The sequence below is a fragment of the Streptomyces sp. NPDC006339 genome (genome assembly GCF_040612775.1).
Classification (GTDB): Bacteria; Actinomycetota; Actinomycetes; order Streptomycetales; family Streptomycetaceae; genus Streptomyces.
The window spans coordinates 1-17,275 of the sequence record NZ_JBEXQW010000050.1 but is presented as its reverse complement, the minus strand read 5'-3'; the positions used below and the strand labels follow the sequence as shown (position 1 = coordinate 17,275).

The 17,275-nt window shown below is 71.5% G+C and carries 16 protein-coding genes; all 16 read right to left on the bottom strand.

Annotation, left to right across the window (positions count from 1 at the left end; genetic code table 11):
- Positions 1-24: 24 nt before the first annotated feature.
- Complete coding sequence (locus ABZ135_RS31260) at positions 25-906, bottom strand: type II secretion system F family protein (RefSeq protein ID WP_356700454.1); 882 nt, start codon at positions 904-906, stop codon at positions 25-27.
- Positions 903-1,811 (bottom strand): type II secretion system F family protein, encoded by a 909-nt coding sequence (locus ABZ135_RS31255; protein ID WP_356700452.1) that lies wholly within the window; start codon positions 1,809-1,811, stop codon positions 903-905. Before ABZ135_RS31255 ends, ABZ135_RS31260 begins: the two co-directional genes overlap by 4 nt.
- Positions 1,811-3,307 carry an ATPase, T2SS/T4P/T4SS family gene (locus ABZ135_RS31250; protein WP_356700450.1) on the bottom strand — a complete coding sequence of 499 codons (1,497 nt, stop codon included), beginning with the start codon at positions 3,305-3,307 and terminating at the stop codon, positions 1,811-1,813. The genes ABZ135_RS31255 and ABZ135_RS31250 overlap by 1 nt, the downstream gene beginning before the upstream one ends.
- Complete coding sequence (locus ABZ135_RS31245) at positions 3,297-4,139, bottom strand: hypothetical protein (RefSeq protein ID WP_356700448.1); 843 nt, start codon at positions 4,137-4,139, stop codon at positions 3,297-3,299. Before ABZ135_RS31245 ends, ABZ135_RS31250 begins: the two co-directional genes overlap by 11 nt.
- Complete coding sequence (locus ABZ135_RS31240) at positions 4,139-4,840, bottom strand: SAF domain-containing protein (RefSeq protein ID WP_356700446.1); 702 nt, start codon at positions 4,838-4,840, stop codon at positions 4,139-4,141. Before ABZ135_RS31240 ends, ABZ135_RS31245 begins: the two co-directional genes overlap by 1 nt.
- Positions 4,841-4,878: 38 nt before the next feature.
- Positions 4,879-5,583 carry an ATP/GTP-binding protein gene (locus ABZ135_RS31235; RefSeq protein ID WP_356700444.1) on the bottom strand — a complete coding sequence of 235 codons (705 nt, stop codon included), beginning with the start codon at positions 5,581-5,583 and terminating at the stop codon, positions 4,879-4,881.
- Positions 5,584-5,747: 164 nt separating this feature from the next.
- Positions 5,748-6,338: a hypothetical protein gene (locus ABZ135_RS31230; RefSeq protein ID WP_356700442.1), complete on the bottom strand. Its 591-nt coding sequence runs from the start codon at positions 6,336-6,338 to the stop codon at positions 5,748-5,750.
- A 221-nt stretch (positions 6,339-6,559) separates the two neighbouring features.
- Entirely contained in the window at positions 6,560-7,183 is a 624-nt protein-coding gene (locus tag ABZ135_RS31225; protein ID WP_356700440.1) for a hypothetical protein, read from the bottom strand.
- Positions 7,180-8,298 (bottom strand): bifunctional lytic transglycosylase/C40 family peptidase, encoded by a 1,119-nt coding sequence (locus tag ABZ135_RS31220; RefSeq protein WP_356700438.1) that lies wholly within the window; start codon positions 8,296-8,298, stop codon positions 7,180-7,182. The genes ABZ135_RS31225 and ABZ135_RS31220 overlap by 4 nt, the downstream gene beginning before the upstream one ends.
- Entirely contained in the window at positions 8,295-10,658 is a 2,364-nt protein-coding gene (locus tag ABZ135_RS31215; RefSeq protein WP_356700436.1) for a hypothetical protein, read from the bottom strand. The genes ABZ135_RS31220 and ABZ135_RS31215 overlap by 4 nt, the downstream gene beginning before the upstream one ends.
- Positions 10,655-11,032 (bottom strand): hypothetical protein, encoded by a 378-nt coding sequence (locus ABZ135_RS31210; protein WP_356700434.1) that lies wholly within the window; start codon positions 11,030-11,032, stop codon positions 10,655-10,657. Before ABZ135_RS31210 ends, ABZ135_RS31215 begins: the two co-directional genes overlap by 4 nt.
- On the bottom strand, positions 11,029-13,599 hold the full coding sequence (locus tag ABZ135_RS31205) for an ATP-binding protein (RefSeq protein WP_356700432.1): 2,571 nt from the start codon (positions 13,597-13,599) through the stop codon (positions 11,029-11,031). The genes ABZ135_RS31210 and ABZ135_RS31205 overlap by 4 nt, the downstream gene beginning before the upstream one ends.
- Positions 13,596-14,135, bottom strand: coding sequence for a hypothetical protein (locus tag ABZ135_RS31200; protein ID WP_356700430.1), 540 nt, complete (start codon positions 14,133-14,135; stop codon positions 13,596-13,598). The genes ABZ135_RS31205 and ABZ135_RS31200 overlap by 4 nt, the downstream gene beginning before the upstream one ends.
- The gene (locus ABZ135_RS31195; RefSeq protein ID WP_356700428.1) at positions 14,132-14,443 is read right to left on the bottom strand and encodes a hypothetical protein; all 312 of its coding nucleotides are present in this window, start codon (positions 14,441-14,443) and stop codon (positions 14,132-14,134) included. Before ABZ135_RS31195 ends, ABZ135_RS31200 begins: the two co-directional genes overlap by 4 nt.
- A gap of 14 nt (positions 14,444-14,457) precedes the next feature.
- A complete protein-coding gene (locus ABZ135_RS31190; RefSeq protein ID WP_356700426.1) occupies positions 14,458-15,438 on the bottom strand; it encodes a conjugal transfer protein in 981 nt (326 codons plus the stop codon).
- Between the two features lie 520 nt (positions 15,439-15,958).
- Positions 15,959-17,275, bottom strand: a 1,317-nt coding sequence (locus tag ABZ135_RS31185) for a DUF2637 domain-containing protein (protein WP_356700424.1), incomplete at its 5' end; no start/stop codon positions are given.

The following is a 17,275-nucleotide window of genomic DNA, read 5'->3' as shown; positions in this document are numbered from 1 at the left end:
CGGGCGTAGCCCGGGGTGGTTCAGTCAGATGGAGAAGATGTTGAGGACGGCCGGGAACGCCATGGCGATCATGGCGATGACGGCCAGCAGTGCTGCCGGGGTGTGGAGCTTCTCGCTGTCAGCGTTGGCGCGTGCCGCCTCGGCGGTGAGCAGCTCGTTTGTGAGGCTCTTGGCCCGGTTGCGCAGGGTGTCGTAGACGGAGGCGCCGTCGTCGGAGGACAGGCGCATGATGTCGGCGACGTCGGTGAGGACCTGCAGGTTCAGCTCGGTGCCGAGGTCATCGAGGGCCTGCCAGGGCGAGGACTTCTCCGTCCGGGCGCGCAGGAGGGCTTCTTGGATGCGGGAGAAGGCCCAGCCGCGGCCGATGCGGGCTGCGTCTTCGAGGGCCTGGTCGGCGGCGACGTTGGAGGCCATGCGGGTGGCGACAAGGTCCATCCAGGCGGCGGCCGCGTGCGCGAACTCGGTGCGCGCCTTGGCCGCCTCGGACTTGACCGCCCAGTCGGGCACGAACCAGAGCACCGGTGCGAGCAGGACGCCCGCGATCGCCGGAAGGTAGAGCGGCACGCTGAGGCCCATGAGCACCCAGCCGATCGCGGGAACGAGCGGGACGAGCAGGCCGAGCATGGCCAGGGCGACTTTGTTGGTGACGAACTGCTCTGGGCTCTGGGCCAGCAGGTCGAGGTCGGCCCGCGGCAGCCGGCCCGGCATCCGCTCGGCGAGACGTCCGGCCCACGCATCACCAAGGGCATGCTGCCGTGCGGGGTGCTGTCCGGGGCGGGAGGTGGGCGGGTCGAGGCGCCGCAGCGCAGGCCCGAGGCGCGGGGCGGACGGCAGCAGTTCGCCCGCCAGCAGGGCCACTCCGGCACCCACGGCGGCGCCGCACACGACCAGGGCGGTCTGGCTCACGAGGTCTCTCCCACCGTGTCGGGCTGCTTGACGCGGCTGCGCGGGTCGTTGATCAGGAAGCGGGGTACGGGCTGGTGGCTGGCAAGGCGCCGGGTCCACCACAGCACGGCGGCGAACGCGGACCCCAGGAGTGCGAGAACGAGCTGGCCGAGCAGTGTGGTGTAGGGGGCGGTGTAGGGGATGAGGAAGCCGGCCAGGACGAGGCCCGTACAGATGAGGGTCATGGTGCGAACGGCAGTGCGGGACTTGGCGCGGTCGGCTTCGATCTTCCGGCGGGCGGAGACTTCCTCGCGTAGCTGGGCGGCGGTGTCCTCGAGGACCTGGGCGAGGCCCGGGCCGGGGTCGACGGCGCACAGGATCAGGGCCGCGCAGGCCTTGTCGGCGGTGACGTCGTCGAGGCGGTCGGCGAAGTCGCGCAGCGCGTCCGCGGGCGACCAGCCTGCCTTGATCTTGTCGGCGAGTTCGGCCACCTCGTCGGTGATCGCCGGCGGCGGGTTCTTGCGGCTGGTGATCAGCGCCTGTTCCAGGGCGAAGCCGAGGCGCAGGATCTCCGACAGACGCTGGGTCCAGTCCGCGAGCGCCTCCAGCTTGGTGATGCGGGCCTTCCCGCCGGCGGTCGGGGTCAGCAGCCACGGAACGCCGACGACGCCGGCACCCAGCAGCAGAGCGGCGACGAACGCGCCCGAGGCGAACCACACCACGACGAACGTGACGCCGGCGGTCGTCAGCAGAGCGCGGCGGCGGGCCGCCTGCTGGTGCGTACCGGGGCCGCCGGTCCACGCCGTACGCAGGCGGGCGGCCGGGCCCGCGGTCTTGGGGGCGGTCGTTCCGATGGTGGCGAGGATCGCGGCAAGGACTCCGCCGGCGACGAGCGCGCCGCACAGGGTCCACCAGAGAGCTCCCATCAGGCGCCCACCCCCCAGGCCGGCTGCTGGTCCAGCAGGTGCGCGGGGAACCCAGCCTGCTCCAATCGACGGCGGGAACGTGCTGAGAGCGGGGCGGCGGGCACCGGGCGCAGGTCGGTTTCGGAGGCGGGGCGGAAGATCTCGTTGTAGGCGGGGCGGCCCATCTCTCCGATGCCGGTGATCTCGAGGATGTGGGAGACGAGGCGGCGGCCGTGGTCGTCGACGGACATGAAGACCACGAAGTGCAGGCCGTTGGCGATCTGCCGGTAGGCGAGCTGCTCGGAGAAGTTGCCGCGGGCCAGGAGGTAGAGCTCGGCGATGCGGTCGAAGACGACGTGCGGCTCGGAGGCGTGCATCGTGCACATGCTGCCGGGGCGGTCGCTGGTCAGGGCCTGCATCATCGCGGTGATTTCCGGGCCGCGGACCTCGCCGACGACCACGCGCTTGAGGCTCATTCGCTTGGCCCGGTACATGAGGTCGAGCAGGGTGATCTCGCCGGTCATCTGGCCGTTGACGCGTTCGCCGTTGGACTCTCGGGCCTCCATCGGCACGACCTGCGTGTGGTAGCCGTTCTTGTGCGCCCACAGCTCGAACTCGGTCTCGATCGTGCCGAACCGCTCGTGCTGGGGGATCTCCCGCAGCAGGGCGCGCATCAGGGTGGTCTTGCCGGACGACTGCTCGCCGACGACGATCACGTTGCGGCGCGCCTTCACGCAGGCGCGCAGCAGCGCGGCGATGGTGCTGTCCATGGTGCCGGCCTGGACGAGGTCGTCGAGGGTGGCGTTTTGCAGGCCGTGGCGGCGAATCGTGACGAAGGTGCCTTCACCGGTGATCTCGGGATGCAGGGCCTGCAGGCGGGAGCCGTCGGGCAGGCGGATCGCAGCGTCCGGGCTGGCGGTGGAGAAGGTCCGGCCCGACTGCCCGGAGTTCCGGATCAGGTCGCGCACGAGCTCCTGTAGCTCTTCTTCGGATTCGGCCACCGGTTCGGCGGGGACCGGGTCACCGTCGCCGGCGTATTTCAGGAACACCCGGTCGTGCCCGTTGATGTAGATGTCCTCGATGCGCGGGTCGTCGAGGTAGCGCTGGAGCCGGCCGGAGCGGAAGAGCATGTCGAAGACGAGCGCGGCGAGCTGGTCTTCCTCTGCCGGGGTGACGGCGCGGGTCTGCCGCGCGGCGTCTCCCCAGACGGCGACGCGCTCGCTGATCAGGGCACGGGCCCGCTGCTCGCGGACTTGGCCCACGAGCGACGGATTCGTCTTGGCCTCGGCCATGAGCTGGTTGTTGACCTGCCGCTTGAGCTCGCTGGCAGCCTTCGCGTCGACCCGGACGCGCGGTGCGGCGGTCCGGCCGGCCTCGTAGGTGGCCAGGGCCGAGTGGCCGGCGCGGGTCGTCTGACGCGGGTCCTGAGCGGGAGGCCCGGCCGGGCGGGGCGGCATCGGCTGCGCGGTCGGCATGCCGTGAGGCACGGGAGCGGGGTGCAGGGGGTCAGCGCGCACCGGGGACACCTCCCTGCAGCCGCTGTTGGAGCGGGGAGGTCAGGCGGGCCCGGCGGGTGGCGATGTGCTGGCGGATCGGGGTGGTCGCGTCCCGGGCGGCGGTCATCAGCTTCGAGGCCATGAACTTGCCGCCTTCGGGGGCGCCGTCGGACAGCACCGCGGCCTCGTCCGGGCGGTAGGGCAGGGTCGCTACGACACGCACTCCAAGCTCGCTCTCGACCTCGCGGGGCCCGTTGGGGCCTTGCCGGATCAGGAGCAGGCCGAGTGCTCCTGATCCGCGGCCGGTCTCGCCGTCCATCAGGGTGCGCAGGGCCTTGATCCGGGAGTTGGCGGCGTGGAGGCTGCGGATGGTTCCGCGGACGACGACGAGGACCAGGTCGGCGCGCAGTGCGAGGACGCCGGCCGGGCCGAAGGCGCCGGTGCGCCCGAGGTCGACGATGACGTCGTGGCCGTGATGCTCGATGCCGGCGAACAGGTCGGCGAGCTGTCCCCATACGGGGGTGAGGCTTGGGGCCTGGTCGATGGAGGTCAGTCCGGGCAGCAGGAGCCGGTTGCGCTCGCTGCGGCGTTCGTCGTTCTCCACGGCGATGAGCTGCGGCCAGAACGCGGTGACGAGGTCCTGGGTGCGGGAGGACAGGGCCAGATTCCGTAGTCCCCATTCGGCTCCGACTTCGCCTTGGAAGGCGCCGGGCAGGACCGCCCCGCCGTCGGGGTCGCACTCGGCGAGCACCATGCGTCGGCCTGGTTCCAGGGGCCAGGTCCGCAGCAGCGCGAGGGCGCTGGTCGTTGCGCCGGGGGCACCGGGCAGCCCGACCAGGGTGATCACGGCCATCAGGACTCTCCGGGGGCGTCGACGACCAGGGCGACGTTGCCGGTCGCGGCCTGCGCGGCGAGTGCGGGCCCGAACTGGGACGGGACGGCGACGTCGACAACCGTGTCGCCGGTCGAGGCCTGCTTCTCCCCCACGCGCACGATCCGGGCGGCGATCTGCCGCGGCTCCGCGTCGTCCTTGCCGGCCGGGGTGGTCTGCCCGTCGGCAGGGGTGGCGACCACGAGGACCTTGTCGCCCGGGGACAGCCGGGTCGCGGGCATCTGGGCCGCCTTCAGCCCGATGCCGACAAGCCGCTCCCCCGGCTTGACCAGGGTGCGGGTGGTGACCTGGCCCTGGGTCAGCATCGAACCCGGGGTCAGGGCGACCGCGGCCCGCTTGCCGACGATCTTGTCGCGGTCCGCGGCCGGCACCGGCTTGAGGGCGGGGTCGAGCTGTACTTGGGCTTCGATCAGGTCGGCGTCCTTGATGACGTCGCCGGCCTGGACTGACCTGGCCACGGCGAGGACCGGGGTCCGCTCCCCCGTGGCCTGGAAAGCGAGGAACCCGCCGCTGCCGCCGGCGGCGATCAGTGCCACGGCGAGCGCGTACATGCCGGGGCGTCGCCTGCGGGCCCTGAACCCGGCCGTCGCGCTGGGGATCTGCGGGGGCGCCGCCTGCGCGGGTACGGGGCCCGCGCTGGCCGGAACAGCCGTCTTGCTCACGGTCTTCTCGCCTTTCCTCATGAATACGACGCAGGTGTTCAGCTACCGACGGCCTGGAGTTCGCCGACGCGGATGTCCACCGAGCTCTGCCGGATCTGGGTTAGCTGCCCGCTCTGTCCGGTCGAGGCCTGCCAGTCGATCGCCCAGGTCGAGGTGGCGACCACGTGGTAGGAGCCGGCGGTGGAAGCCTTCGTGTAGCGGTAGCCGCAGTCCGGCGACGGCCGCGCACCGAACGACGCCTGGTAGGGAGTGCCCGCGGTGGTGCAGGTAACGGTCTTCCCGTCGCCCATCTGCCACACGATCCGCGAGACCTTCGCCGTCGCAGTGACGGTGATACCGCCCGCCGACGCCGACGCCACGTTCGGGCCGTACGTCTCCGGGCCCCTCTCGGTCCACAGGTAGACGGGCATGCCGACCAGGCCCATCCCGCCGGGCTTCGGAGTGATCCCGATCTGCGGGCCGCGGAGCACCATCTGGTCCACCGCCCGCTGAGCCAAGACAGCAGGGTCGATGGCTGGGGCTGCGGGTCCCCCGGGGCCGCCGACGAGCGTCTCGGTGATCATGGTGGAAGAACCGTCGGCCATGAAGTAGCGGCAGGTTCGGACGTACAGGACCGCGCCCTTGGCGGGGTCCTGCCCCTTCCAGACGTCACTGCCAGCCGACGGCTGCGGATCGACCTTCTCGGCCGGGGTGCACTCCGGCGGCTTGGGCTTCGGCCCCTTTCCACCGCCCCCACTGCCCACCGGGGTCGTGCCGCCTCCCGAGCCAGGAACGTCGACTTCCACCTCGCAGACGAAGGCACCACATTCCGTGCCGCCTGATCCTCCAGGGGCGTCGGCGTGAGCAGCCGCTCTGGGGAGAGCTGCGACAGTCAGTGTGAGGAATGCCGCGGCCACTGCGCGGCGGCTCAGCACTTCTTCCCCTGCGGCTTGTCCTCGATGACGACCCAGCCCTGCTCCCACTTCTCGACGGTCGCCTTGATGACGTACTTCAGCAGGCGGTTCTTCGGGAGGTTCGACGCTGGCTTGCCGGTCTCGGTGTTGGTGACCGTCCACCGGGAGATGTCCAGGCAACTGGAGATCACGACCTTCGGGACCTTGCGGTCCAGGTCCGCACTGATGACCGTCGGATTGAGCACCGTGACGTTGCCAAGGATGACCAGGTTCCGCCGGTGCATGTCCTCGGCGTCCTTCTCGACCTGGATTTTCGCGACGACGGCAGCGTACTTCTTGAGGTCGCCTGCCTTGTCGGTCTTATCAGCGTAGCGCTTCTCCACCTCTTTCCAGTGGGAAAGGTAGGTGTTGATGGCCTGCTTCTTCGCCGTCTCTTCTGGGTTCTCAGGCGTGGGTGAGACCGTCGTGGGCGAAGGCGTCGACGAAGCGGTGACCGGTGGCTTGGAAGAGGACGGTTCATTCGTCGTGCAGCCGGTTGCCATGACGGCTGCAGCGGCAACAACTGCGGCCTTTCGCAGGTGTTCCGAAGTAGTCGTGCGCTGCATCGAGTCCCTCCTGGGCATATGCGGCCGACCGGTCTCACCTGCGTGTCTCATGCTCGCCGTTGCAGAAAGAGACCGCTCGGTCGGGTGTCAAGGTTACGCTCAACCGGCTCGAACTACACAGCCGGTAAGTGAACTTGACGGACTATGCGGGCCGGTACCGCAATGAATCCGGCGATTTCGGCACAGCGTCCTCCGGACGCCCGGTGAATTCCGTGGTCAGCTCATCGGACCGGCATCCACTCGTTCCTGTCCTGTTCGAACAGGATTGTGGCGGGACGGCCGTCTTGGGTCTCTCCCAAGGCACTGGTCCCGGCCCACACCAGCCGAACCACAGCCCGGTCGCCGGGGTGGTCGCCGCGGCGGGCGATCGCAGCCTGCACACGGACGTCGCGGTACGGGGCGCGCAGTGTCTCGTCAGCGAAGTACGTGGGCCAGCGTTCGCGGCCGGTTCCGGTGGTCTCGGCGAGCCAGATCCGTGCGGCGAGGTCGACTAGATAGCGGGCGGTGGTCTCGGGAAGGTCGGCGGGGGATGCCCCGTCGAGGACGTGCTGGATGGCCGGGTCTCCTGCGGGCCCTTCGCCGGTGAGCGGCAGCCCGTTCGGCAGTTGCTGGGGCGAGGTGTCGGCCGAGCTGGGTTCCGGCGGGCGGGTGGCGGTCGCCGGCGGCTGGCCGGCGGGCCTCGCGCGGGCCGGAGTGCGGGGTGCAGCGGGATTGCTGAGGGCGGGGCGTTCATGTGGGGTCGTGGTGGCTCCATGGCGGTCGAGGGTGAGAACGGCGATCCCTGCGGTCAGGAGCAGCGCGGCCGTGAGAAGGAGGCGCGTCGGCGGGGTGGGGTGTGCGGTCACAGCAGTCGGGTCCCTCCGGCGTAGCCGTGGTCCCAAAGGGGTTCGGTGCGGACTAGGGTTCCGGGGCGGGCGGCGTTGATCATCTGGTTGTTTCCCAGGTAGATGCCGACGTGGTGGATGGTGGAGTCGCTGGTCGGGTCGAAGGCGAAGAAGACGAGGTCGCCGGGCTTGAGGGCACCGACGCCTGCGGAGGCGGGGATGCGGGTTCCGGCTCCGGCCTGTTGGGCTGCGGTGCGGGGGAGGCGGATGCCGACCTGGGCGTAGGCGTAGAGGGCGAGGCCGGAGCAGTCGAAGCCGACGATCTGCGTGCCGCTCTTGCCGCTGGGTGAGCAGCAGATTCCGGTGCTCGGGCCTTGGGCGTTGCCTCCTCCCCAGGAGTAGGGCGTGCCCCTCTGTGCGAGGGCGGCGGCGATGACGGTGCGGGCGGTGCCGGTGGCGGGTTGTCCGATGGGGATCTGGCCGGTGGCGAGCTGGCTGTAGCGGTCGATCCAGCTCAGGACGTCATTCACGTAGGCGTCGGAGTGGTTGTACTGGAAGATTGCGGCCCTGAGCTGGGTGTGGTCGGTGAGGTTGCGGCCGCGGCCGCAGAGGTAGACGGCGGCGCCGAGGGCGGCGTCGTCGGCGTTGTGCGGGTCGGCGGTCTGGTCGTCGTTGCCGTCGCGGCCGCTGGTGGTCCAGGTGGAGGGAAGGAACTGGAAGGGGCCGACGGCGCGCTCCGCGGCCACGCTGCCGTCCCAGCGCCCGTCGTCGGTGTCGGGGAAGGCGGTGGTGTTGCCGCCGACGCCGGAGCCGTTGAGGAGGGGGCCGAGGATGCGCGGGGTGATGTCGCCGCGCGGGCTGATGGTGCGGCCGGTGGCGTGGTTGGACTCGATGCGGGCGATGCCGGCGAGTACGGCCCAGGTCAGGCCCCGGCAGGACGGGGCCTCGCGGGGCAGGCGCGCGGCGGCGTTGTGATAGGCGGAGAGCATCCGCTGCGGGATCCCAGCGACCTGCCCGACCGTCTGCATCGGAGGCGCCTTGGGGCGTGTGTTGTGGGCGGCGGCCACCGCCAGGAGCACGACGGGCAAGGCGAGCACTGCCAGCAGGACGGCGCCGCACCCCAGTCGGCGCTTCACTCCCCCACTCCCGGGTCCTGGCCTGCGGCAGGGCGTCGGCCAGGGAGCACAGTGCCGTCTGCGGAGTCCTGGTGGTCCCACCAGGTCCGGCGCCAGGAGCGTGGCGGCTCGCCCTGCCCCGGTGTGGCCGGGCGAGTCGGCGTCGGTGCGTGCCCGTGCCGTGCGCGGCGACGGGGCGGCTCGGTGGCGGGGGCCTCGTACGAGCGGCGCTCGGTGCGGGGCGGGGCGGAGGCGGGCTCGGCCGGGCGGGCGCCGAACGCGGCGGCGGTGTCCTGAGCCCAGCGGCCCGTGACGCGGGCGTAGTGGTCGCGCTGGCGGCCGAGTTCGTGGTGCAGTTCGTGGGAGGCGGCGGTGTTGAAGCGGTGCAGGCGGGTGAAGGCGGCGGGCGCGCCGATGGTCGAGTAGAACGCGGCCTTGGTGGTGCCGAGCAGCACGCGGCCGGCGCGGGTGCGCTTCAGGGATGCCTCGAGGCGGCTGCCGGCCGGGACGAGCGCGGGCGCGGTCGTGCCACCGCGGGTGCGGCCGGCAGGACCTGGAGGAAGCGGGAGGCCGTCAGGTCCGACGGCTTCAGGCTGGACCGGTGGGCGCTTGGGGCCGATCAGGACGGTGTGCGCGGTGCGTGCGCCGAGGGCGAGCGGGGCGAGGGCCCGGCTGCCTTCGGCCAGAGCCTCGGCGGCGAACGATCCTGACCGGCCGAGCATGGCCGCGTGACCGGGGAACGCACCGCCTGGGGTGTTGCCGTAGCCGAGCGCGGAGAACGCGGCGGCGGTGGAGGCGGCGCTCTCGCCCATCGTGTGGCTGCCGCCGATCTTCGCGTAGCGCATGCGGTCACTGAACCGGCGGCCGAGCTGGCGGCTGCCGTTGATGATGCGGCGCTGCATCACGAGCGCGGTGGCGGCGAGTCCGTCGAGGATGACGAGGCGTTCGATGAGCGAGCTGGTGGTGTCGGCGAGGATGGCGCGGGCGCCGATGCCGAAGAGCGGGAGGAAGACGGCGACGGCGAAGAGGATGAGCATGGAGCCGGCCAGGTAGCCGCACCACTTCCACAGCAGGCCGCGGCCCGGGCCGGGCAGGAGGGCCAGCGCGAAGACGACGACCGTGCCGACGGCGGCGATGACGCAGCCAAACTGGGCGGTGATCAGGGCCAGGGCCAGCAGGACGACGACGAGCGCGAGGATCAGCGCGGCGATCAGGACGAGGAGGGCGCCGATGACCTTGTCCCACTCGTTGGTGCGCATGTAGGCGAAGACGGCTTCGCCGTCGGGGCCGAGCTTCTTGAATTCCTCGGCCCGGTTGGTCCAGGTCTCGCCGTTGGCCTGGCAGAAGTCGTAGGCCGGGCCTTTGATGAGGCGGCACTCCTCCTTCGCGGCCGCCGGCTTGGGCGGGGTGACGGCCTTGAGGTGGACGGCATACAGGGGGCTGTCCTTGTCGATGACGTGCCCGTACTGCAGGAGCATGTAGGGCTGGACGACGAGGGTCTCGGTGAGGGTGTTCGTGATCGGCCTGGAGACGTCGGCGGCGTTCACGGGCCGCTCGCCGCTGCGGCACACGTCGCGGGCCGGGCCGGCGATCGCGGCGCACTCTTTCGTGTGGTCAGGTCGGGCTGGCGCGCCGGGCCGGTGGTGGGCCTGGTTCTGCAGGCAGAGGCTGTGGGCGGGGCCGGCGATGTTGTCGCAGGGGCTGGACGACGTGCGGGTGGGGTTGCCGGAGTTGGCGGTGATGGTCGCGGCTTCGAGGGCGGCGCGTTGGGTCTGCTGGACGGGGCCGTCGTAGCCGAGGAGGACGGCCGGCTGCACGAGGGTGGTGGCGGTGATGCCGGCGATGAGCAGGGTGAGAAGTATTTCGCCTGCTCCGCGGGCGACGCGGCCGCGCATGATGAGGACGAGGCCGAAGACGAACGCCCAGGCGAGGCAGATCCCGGCGAGCCCGAGGGGGCTGATGATCTGCTGCTCGTAGGCGTCGGCGAGCTTCTGGGCCGGGCTGGTGAGCTTGCCGATGACGGGGAAGCGGTAAGCCCAGTCGATCAGCCAGCAGGCGAAGCCGGTGATCGTGCGGGCGAGGGCGAACATGCCGCTGCCCAGGAAGCGGCGGACCTGGGCGCCGAAGTCGTCCATGGGCATGACGCTGGCGTTGTAGTTCGTTGCGGGGTCCAGGGCGCCGTCGGCAGGCATGGCGGGGGGCATGGGGTCGAGCTCGTAGCGGTCGAGCGGGACGCCCTCGGACGAAGTGACGTTCAGCGGCCCCAGAATTCCGCCGTCACCCGAGGCGGAGCCGTCAGCGGCGAGCGCGAGACCTGTGCCGGCCGCCCACAGCAGCAGAGTGGTGGCGGCGACGGTGAGTGCGCGGCGGGCGGAACTCATCGTGTCCTCCCGCGGCGCAGGACGAGGAGCAGGCCGATGGCGGCCGCGAGCAAGGCGATGGGCCACACCGCCAGGCAGGAGGGCCGTGCGGCGGCCGCGTTGGTGGTCGGGGTGTCCTGGGTGGCCTGGAGGCAGTAGTCGTGCGCCGGGCCGACGATGAGTGCACACGGCTCCTCGCTGACCGGGTCCTGCCGCGGGCCGGCCTGGGGCGGGTTGGGGGTGGCGGCGAATGCCTGTCCAGTTTGCGGCCACCAGGCGCTGGGGGGTGCGGCGTTGATGGTGATGATGGCGCCGATGAGGGCGGCGGCGAGCAGGATCCCGGTGAAACAACGGGCGGCCCGGGCAGCGCGGGGGCGGGTGAAGGTGTGGCTCATCGGGTGCTCCCGGCGGTCGAGGGCTCGGTGGTGGGGGTGGTGAAGATGCCGGCGAGGATCCGCTCGACGTCGGGCACGAGCACTTTGAAGCGGCCGATCGCCATGCGGGGGTCGCGGGCGAGGAACTCGCCGGCTCGTTCGGTCTTGCCGAACGGCGACAGGTCGGTGGTAACGAGGCTGACGAGGTCCTCGTCGCTGCCGTCCAGGCCGAGCCAGTTGAGGCCGCGGGCGGCGAGGACGGGATCGGCCGTGCGGGCGAGGAAGCGGTAGGCGAGCAGCCCCTTGGTGGTGGAGGTGCCGAGTTCGTCGACGTCGTGGCATCCGAGACCGGTGCCGGCGCCGTGCTTGCGGCCGTCGTAGACGATCTCGTCGATCAGCGCCTGGCCTTCCGCCGAGGAGGTGAGCCAGTAGGCCTCGTCCAGGGGAAGGAAGGTGAAGCGGGGGTCGGTGAACGCGGTCTCGCGGGCTATCGCGGCGATCAGGTACAGCACGGCGCGGCCGATGAGGGCTTCGAGCGGCTGGGAGCGCATCAGCTCGGGGTTGGTGGCCGCCTCCCTCGGGGGCAGGGTCAGGCCGGTGGTGGTGATGACGACGAAGTCAGCGGCCACGGTGGACAGCAGGTCGAGCGGCGGCAGGGCGGGGTCGAACACGGATGCCGCCAGGGGTTCGTCGGCGGCGACCCGCAGCCACTCGGCCAGGGCGTCGGCGCGCTGCCCACGCGGACTGTCCTCCTGGGCCATCTCTTCGAGAGCGGTGAGCACGCCGGCCATGCACGGGGTGGCCGACGCGGACGCGTGCTTGACGGCGGTCTTCAGCAGCGCCCCGTGCTCGGTCATCGGGCCGACGCCGAGCTGCACGGTCAGGTAGCTGAGGGCGTAGCGGGCGCCGACGGCCGCATCGGCGAAGACCCGCAGGGGGTCGATGGACACCTCCGCGCTCGCGGCGTCGACGACCTGGCAGCGCCCGCCGGCCGCGGAGCGGGCGAAGCGGGCCCACTCCCGGGACTTGGTGCGGTCGATCGCGATGACCCGGCCGCCGCGGTCGACGATGCTGCTGGAGATGAGTTTGAGCAGGGTGGACTTTCCGCCGCCGAGGTCACCGGCGAGCCCGAGGGAGGCGGAGGCGTTCTTGGCGGGGGCGTCGGCAATGTCGAGCAGGACCGGGCTGGCGGTACCGACGTCCTGAGAGAAGCCGACCATGGCCCCGGTCGGGTCACCGAACGTCTGGCCCGCCAGGGCACCGTGCATCGCCCAGTCCTCCCCCAACTGGTGCTGGACGTACTGGCGAGTGGCCGGCGGCGTGGCAGCGCCGGGAAGCCCCAGGGTGAACAGCTCCTCCTGCCCGCCGACCGGGCGAACCAGCCGGTAGTTCGCGCCACGCAGCCTCGCCTGGAGGGCGGCGGCGCGCTGGTCGCACTCGGCCGGGCTGCTCCCCCACACGGTCATGGCGGTCACCGTCTGGACCTCGACCTCGACGCTGGTGCGCGAGGCCCGGGCGGAGAGGTCGCCGAGGTCATCCGCGGCGTCATGCATCGCTTCGGGAAGACCGGTGGCCCGGCGAGCGGCGTACTGCTCGGCCTGGTCGACCAGGTCCCGCTTCTTCCGGGTGACCGCCGCCACGACCTTCTCCGCCGACAGCAGGGTCATGTCGACGACCCAGTCCACACCGAACGGGAGCCGGTCCAGCTCAGCGAAGAACTCGGCCCCGGCCGCGGTGAAGTGCCGAGGCATCTCAGCGAGCGCAAGGTGTGCCTGGTAGGAGGTGCCGGCCTCGGACTCGACCTCGAGCCACCGGCGGCCCACCATGCCCACCGCGCGGCTGCCCGCCCCACCAGATCCGCCCGTACCGGCGGCGTTGGTGCCGCCCTCGAGGAGCCGTACGTGCCCGAGGTCGGCATGCGACGGTGCCCGCAGCACGCCCCGCTCCAGACGGCTGCCGCGCAGTGCGGACTGCTCGGCCTCGCCGAGGAGCTCCTCGTCCAGGCCGCGGGCGACGGCGTGCTGGTGGATCCACACGATCTCCGCCGGACGGGCCCGCCGGAGCTGAACCACGCCGGTGAGCTCCGCCTCCAGTCGCGCGGCCTGGTCACGGAAGACGGCGACCTCACGGGCCGCGACCGGCGCGGGGGCCAGGCCGAGCATGCCGGACAGCTCCGACCACGCCGAGGCGAAGCCGGCGGACCACTGTGCCCGCGCACCATCGGCGGCGAGCGGGACCGCGAGCCACAGGGTGCGGCGGTGCATCTCCACTGGCTCGTCCAGCTCCTCACCAGCGAGGAGGCGCAGTTGCGCGTCAGCGACCTCCGCCCACGCCGCGTGCCGGTGGTAGTCGACACCTTCGACGGTCTGAGCGACGACCTCCGCCGGATCGACCCGGGCGCACAGCCCGTGCAGGCGGGCCTTTCCCGGCAGCGAGCGCACCAGGTTCGCGATGCGGGTGTGGAGGTCGTCGCGGACGCGGTCGCTCATGTAGCGCGATCCGCTGGGCGTGAGTGACCAGACGGCCCACACGGTGCCGGTGGTGGACCACACGAGGTGGTCGACGATGTGACGGATCTGCACCTTCATCGTGGGCTCTCCTCTCGGACTCGGGTGTGCAGGAGCTGCTGCAGTGGCGTCGGCGCCGGCCCCCTTGCCGGGCGGGTGGACGGCTTCGTCGCGGATGCGGGTGGCGGGGCGGGGCGGCGTGAAGGGCGCCTCGGGTTCGGGCGGGGGTTGGGGAAGGTCTGCTCGATCAGGAAGGAACCGGTGAGCATGTGGACGCCGGCGGGGCGGGCGGTCCGGCCGCCGATCCGGCCGGTGGCCGGCTGAAAAGCCCGCTGCAGGAAGCCGTAGGCCACCCACAGCGGCATGCGCCCGCCGATCCTGCTGGCGCGGGCCGCCCACACCGCGAAGCCGAGCCCGACGGCCGGGACCGGGCCGAGGACCGGGGCCCACCAGGAGAAGGTCTTGATCAGGACGAAGACGCCGACGCCGAGGATGATCAGTTGCGGGGCGTTGTAGGGGCCGAACCACAGCACGAAGTCGCCGATCTTCCCCATCACCCAGGGAAACGTCCGCGCGAGCGTGTAGCTGCGGCCCGTCCGCACGGTCGTGGTGTTCACGCCATACGCCCGGCGGTGGCGTCTCGGTGCTGGGAGGTGGGATGGGCCGGGGCCGACTGCATGTCGGTGAGCTCCTGCTTGAAGGCGTCGGCGAGGTCGGTCCGGGCGGAGTAGATGCCGAGGCAGATCGCCAGGCCGAGCACGGCGCCGATGCCGGCCTTGATCGACATCTTCTTGATGACCGTGATGGCGACGATGGCGATGAGGAAGAGCTTCAGCGCCCTCTCGGCCCAGCTCTCGCCGAGGCCGAACAGGCCGTTGCCGATGTTCTCGAACGCGCCGGCAAGCACGAAGGTCGTGGTGTTCATGGAAGGTGTCTCCTTCAGGAGTTGGTCTTGGGGGTGGTGGAACCGGAGTCGAGGGCGGCGATCTCCCACCGGCCGGCGCGGGCGGTCAGCGTGAGCGCGTAGGTGAGCGGCCACCGGCGGCCCGCTGCGTCGGTCGCGACGACGTCGGCCCGTACTCGGATGCGCGCCCCGTCCGGGCTGGGCTTGTGTTCGCGCTCCGGGCGGTCGGCCAGGACCTGCTGCGCCTCGACGCTGAGGTAGGTGGCCGGCGGCAGCGGCGGCAGGACGGTCCCGGGAGCGAGGTACCGTTCGGCGCCGCCCGCACTGCCGAGGTAGGCGGTGAGGAACCCGGTCACGCTGTCCGCGAGCGGCCGCTCCGTCACCGGTGTCGTGGAGGTGGAGTCGGGAAGGTGCGCGACGGTGGGGCCGGCGACCTCGCTCGGTGACCCGGCCGTGAAGCTCCACCCGCCGGCCCTCGTGCTGCGCTGGTCGGTGAGCGTGACCGGGACGGTGAAGTAGCGCATACCGGCGCCCGCCGCATCGCTCTGCTCCCCCGCCGGGTTCGTCATGGCGGCGGCGACGGTCACCGTCCAGGCGCTGTCGCCCGCGGGGACGGTTCTCACGGCCACGAGCTCGTCGACTGCGACGGGGCTCTTGCCCCACACGGGCGGCTGCACGGAGGGCGCCATCGTCTTCAGCGTGCGGGTGGCCAGGCTCTGCTGGCCGGTTCCGCTGCGCAGCCACACGCCGAGGAACAGCTCCGCGAACCCGGCCGGCCCCTGCTCGCCGGACGGGACCGACGGCGAGGACGGGCGGGCGGCGGGTGCGGGTTCGGCTGGTCCTGCCGGGGCAGGCTGCGACCAGCCGGTGAGCAGGGCGACCGGGCCGGCAGCGAGTGCCGCCCACACTCCGGTCCTTACGAGGGCGGCGCGCCGCATGCGCAGGGGGCGCGGGGTGGCCGCGGTGTCGGGGGCACGGGTGCCACGCCTGTCACGGCGCGGCGAGGAGAGGGCCATGGTGGCTCCAGTCAGAGCTCGGAGGAAGTGGACACTCCGACTCTCGACAGGCCGCTCACCAGGCCGCTGACCGCCAGGACGTACCAGCCGTCACGTCGGCATAACTCCTGGTGGTAAGTGCAGTGGTAAGTGTGCTGGCGGTCTGGTGCTCGCTCACCATGGCGGCAAGACCGGTCTGTGACATGGGTGCCGGCGGGGTTGATGCGCCGAGACGGCCATGGTCTGACCGGTGAACGCGACACGCCTCGGCAGCCGCTGCGTGACCGATCGGTCGGGGATCGGTCATGGCCGGTGACCGATCCGAGTACATCGGTCACCGGTCCCCGGCCGATCGGTCACGGCCGTCGGTGCCTCGTGAGTCCACCGGTCGCGGCCGTGGGTGACCGATCCTGATGTCGCTTCCCCGGTAGCTTCCCGGTGATCGGTCACCGGGTCTGTGGACGCGGCGGTGTCCGGCTCCGGACATGACTGTGGCCGGTGACCGTTTCGGTCACCGGCCACATGGGCTCGAGGGCGCTGGTCAGTTGCGGACGGGCCGAAGGTGTGCCCGGCCGCTCTGCTGACGGATCTCGGCGAGGTGTTCGGCGGCTGCGATCACGCGTCGCTGTCCCGTCTTGGGGGACACCCCGAGCCGTCGGGCGACCTCTGCCCCGGAGAGCTTGCCCCCGGTCTCCTCAGCCTCGGCAAGCCACTTCGCCACGAGCTCGACCTGCTGCTGGACGGGATCCGTTCCGTCCTCCCCTACAGGCTGCTGTTCAGGGATCCGGGCGGTCGCCTCGCCGGTATCGGTCACCGCCCGCTCCTGTCCTCGCGGCTGACCGATGGTGGCCTGGGCCGTGATCGGGTGGCCAGTCCCGGCCCTTTGAGGGGTCTCGGGGTCGACAGCCAGATCGACGGCGAGCTCCTGGAGCATCGGCTCAAGCTCCCGGCTCTCGCCGGCTTGCGGCAGGTGGGGCTCGACCGTTTCGGCGGCAGGAGGACCAGCGGGCTGAGGGCGGCTGAAGAATGGATGCGGCACCGCCTGGGGCACCGCCTGGTGCACCGCCGGGGCGCCGCCCTCACGCTGTCCGCGATCGGTCACGTCCGACTCGGGAAGCTCCGTCCCCGGGTCATCGGTCATGACCGATTCCGGTGACCGGTCCCCCACCGTCTCGTGTGACCGGTCATCGGTCACCGGCTCCACCGAGGCCGAACCGGCCACCACCGCGGCCAGCATGGGAGGAGTTCCGGTGAGGTCCTCCTCATCGCCGAGTGGGAGAGATCCGGGCGACGTCACGCCGGCTGAAACCGGGAGCGTCTCTGCGTGGTGCGCCGAGTCGACCCGCTCCACCGTCACCGTGACGAGGTCAAGGCCGGCTTCGATGAGAACATCCGGTGCGCTCTCTGCGAGCGGCACCCCGTACTTCGCGAGCCTCAGCGGCATCAGCGCCTCCACCGGCGCCTTCCGCCGCCACGCCCGTCCGTACTTGGACTGCAACTGGGCTTGGTACACGAGGCGGTGCTGCTCCAGCTTGATCACCTGCTCGTACGAGCGCAGCTCCCACAGCTTCATCCGCCGCCACAACCGGAACGTGGGAATCGGCGACAGCAGCCAACGCGTCAGCCGCACGCCCTCCATGTGCTTGTCGGCCGTGATGTCCGCGATCCGCCCCACCGCGTGCCGCGCCGCCTCCACCGCGACCACGAACAGCACCGGGATCACGGCGTGCATGCCGACACCCAGCGGATCGGGCCAGGCCGCCGCGCCGTTGAACGCGATCGTCGCCGCCGTCAGCAGCCACGCGGTCTGCCGCAGCAGCGGGAACGGTATCCGGATCCACGTCAGCAGCAGGTCGAG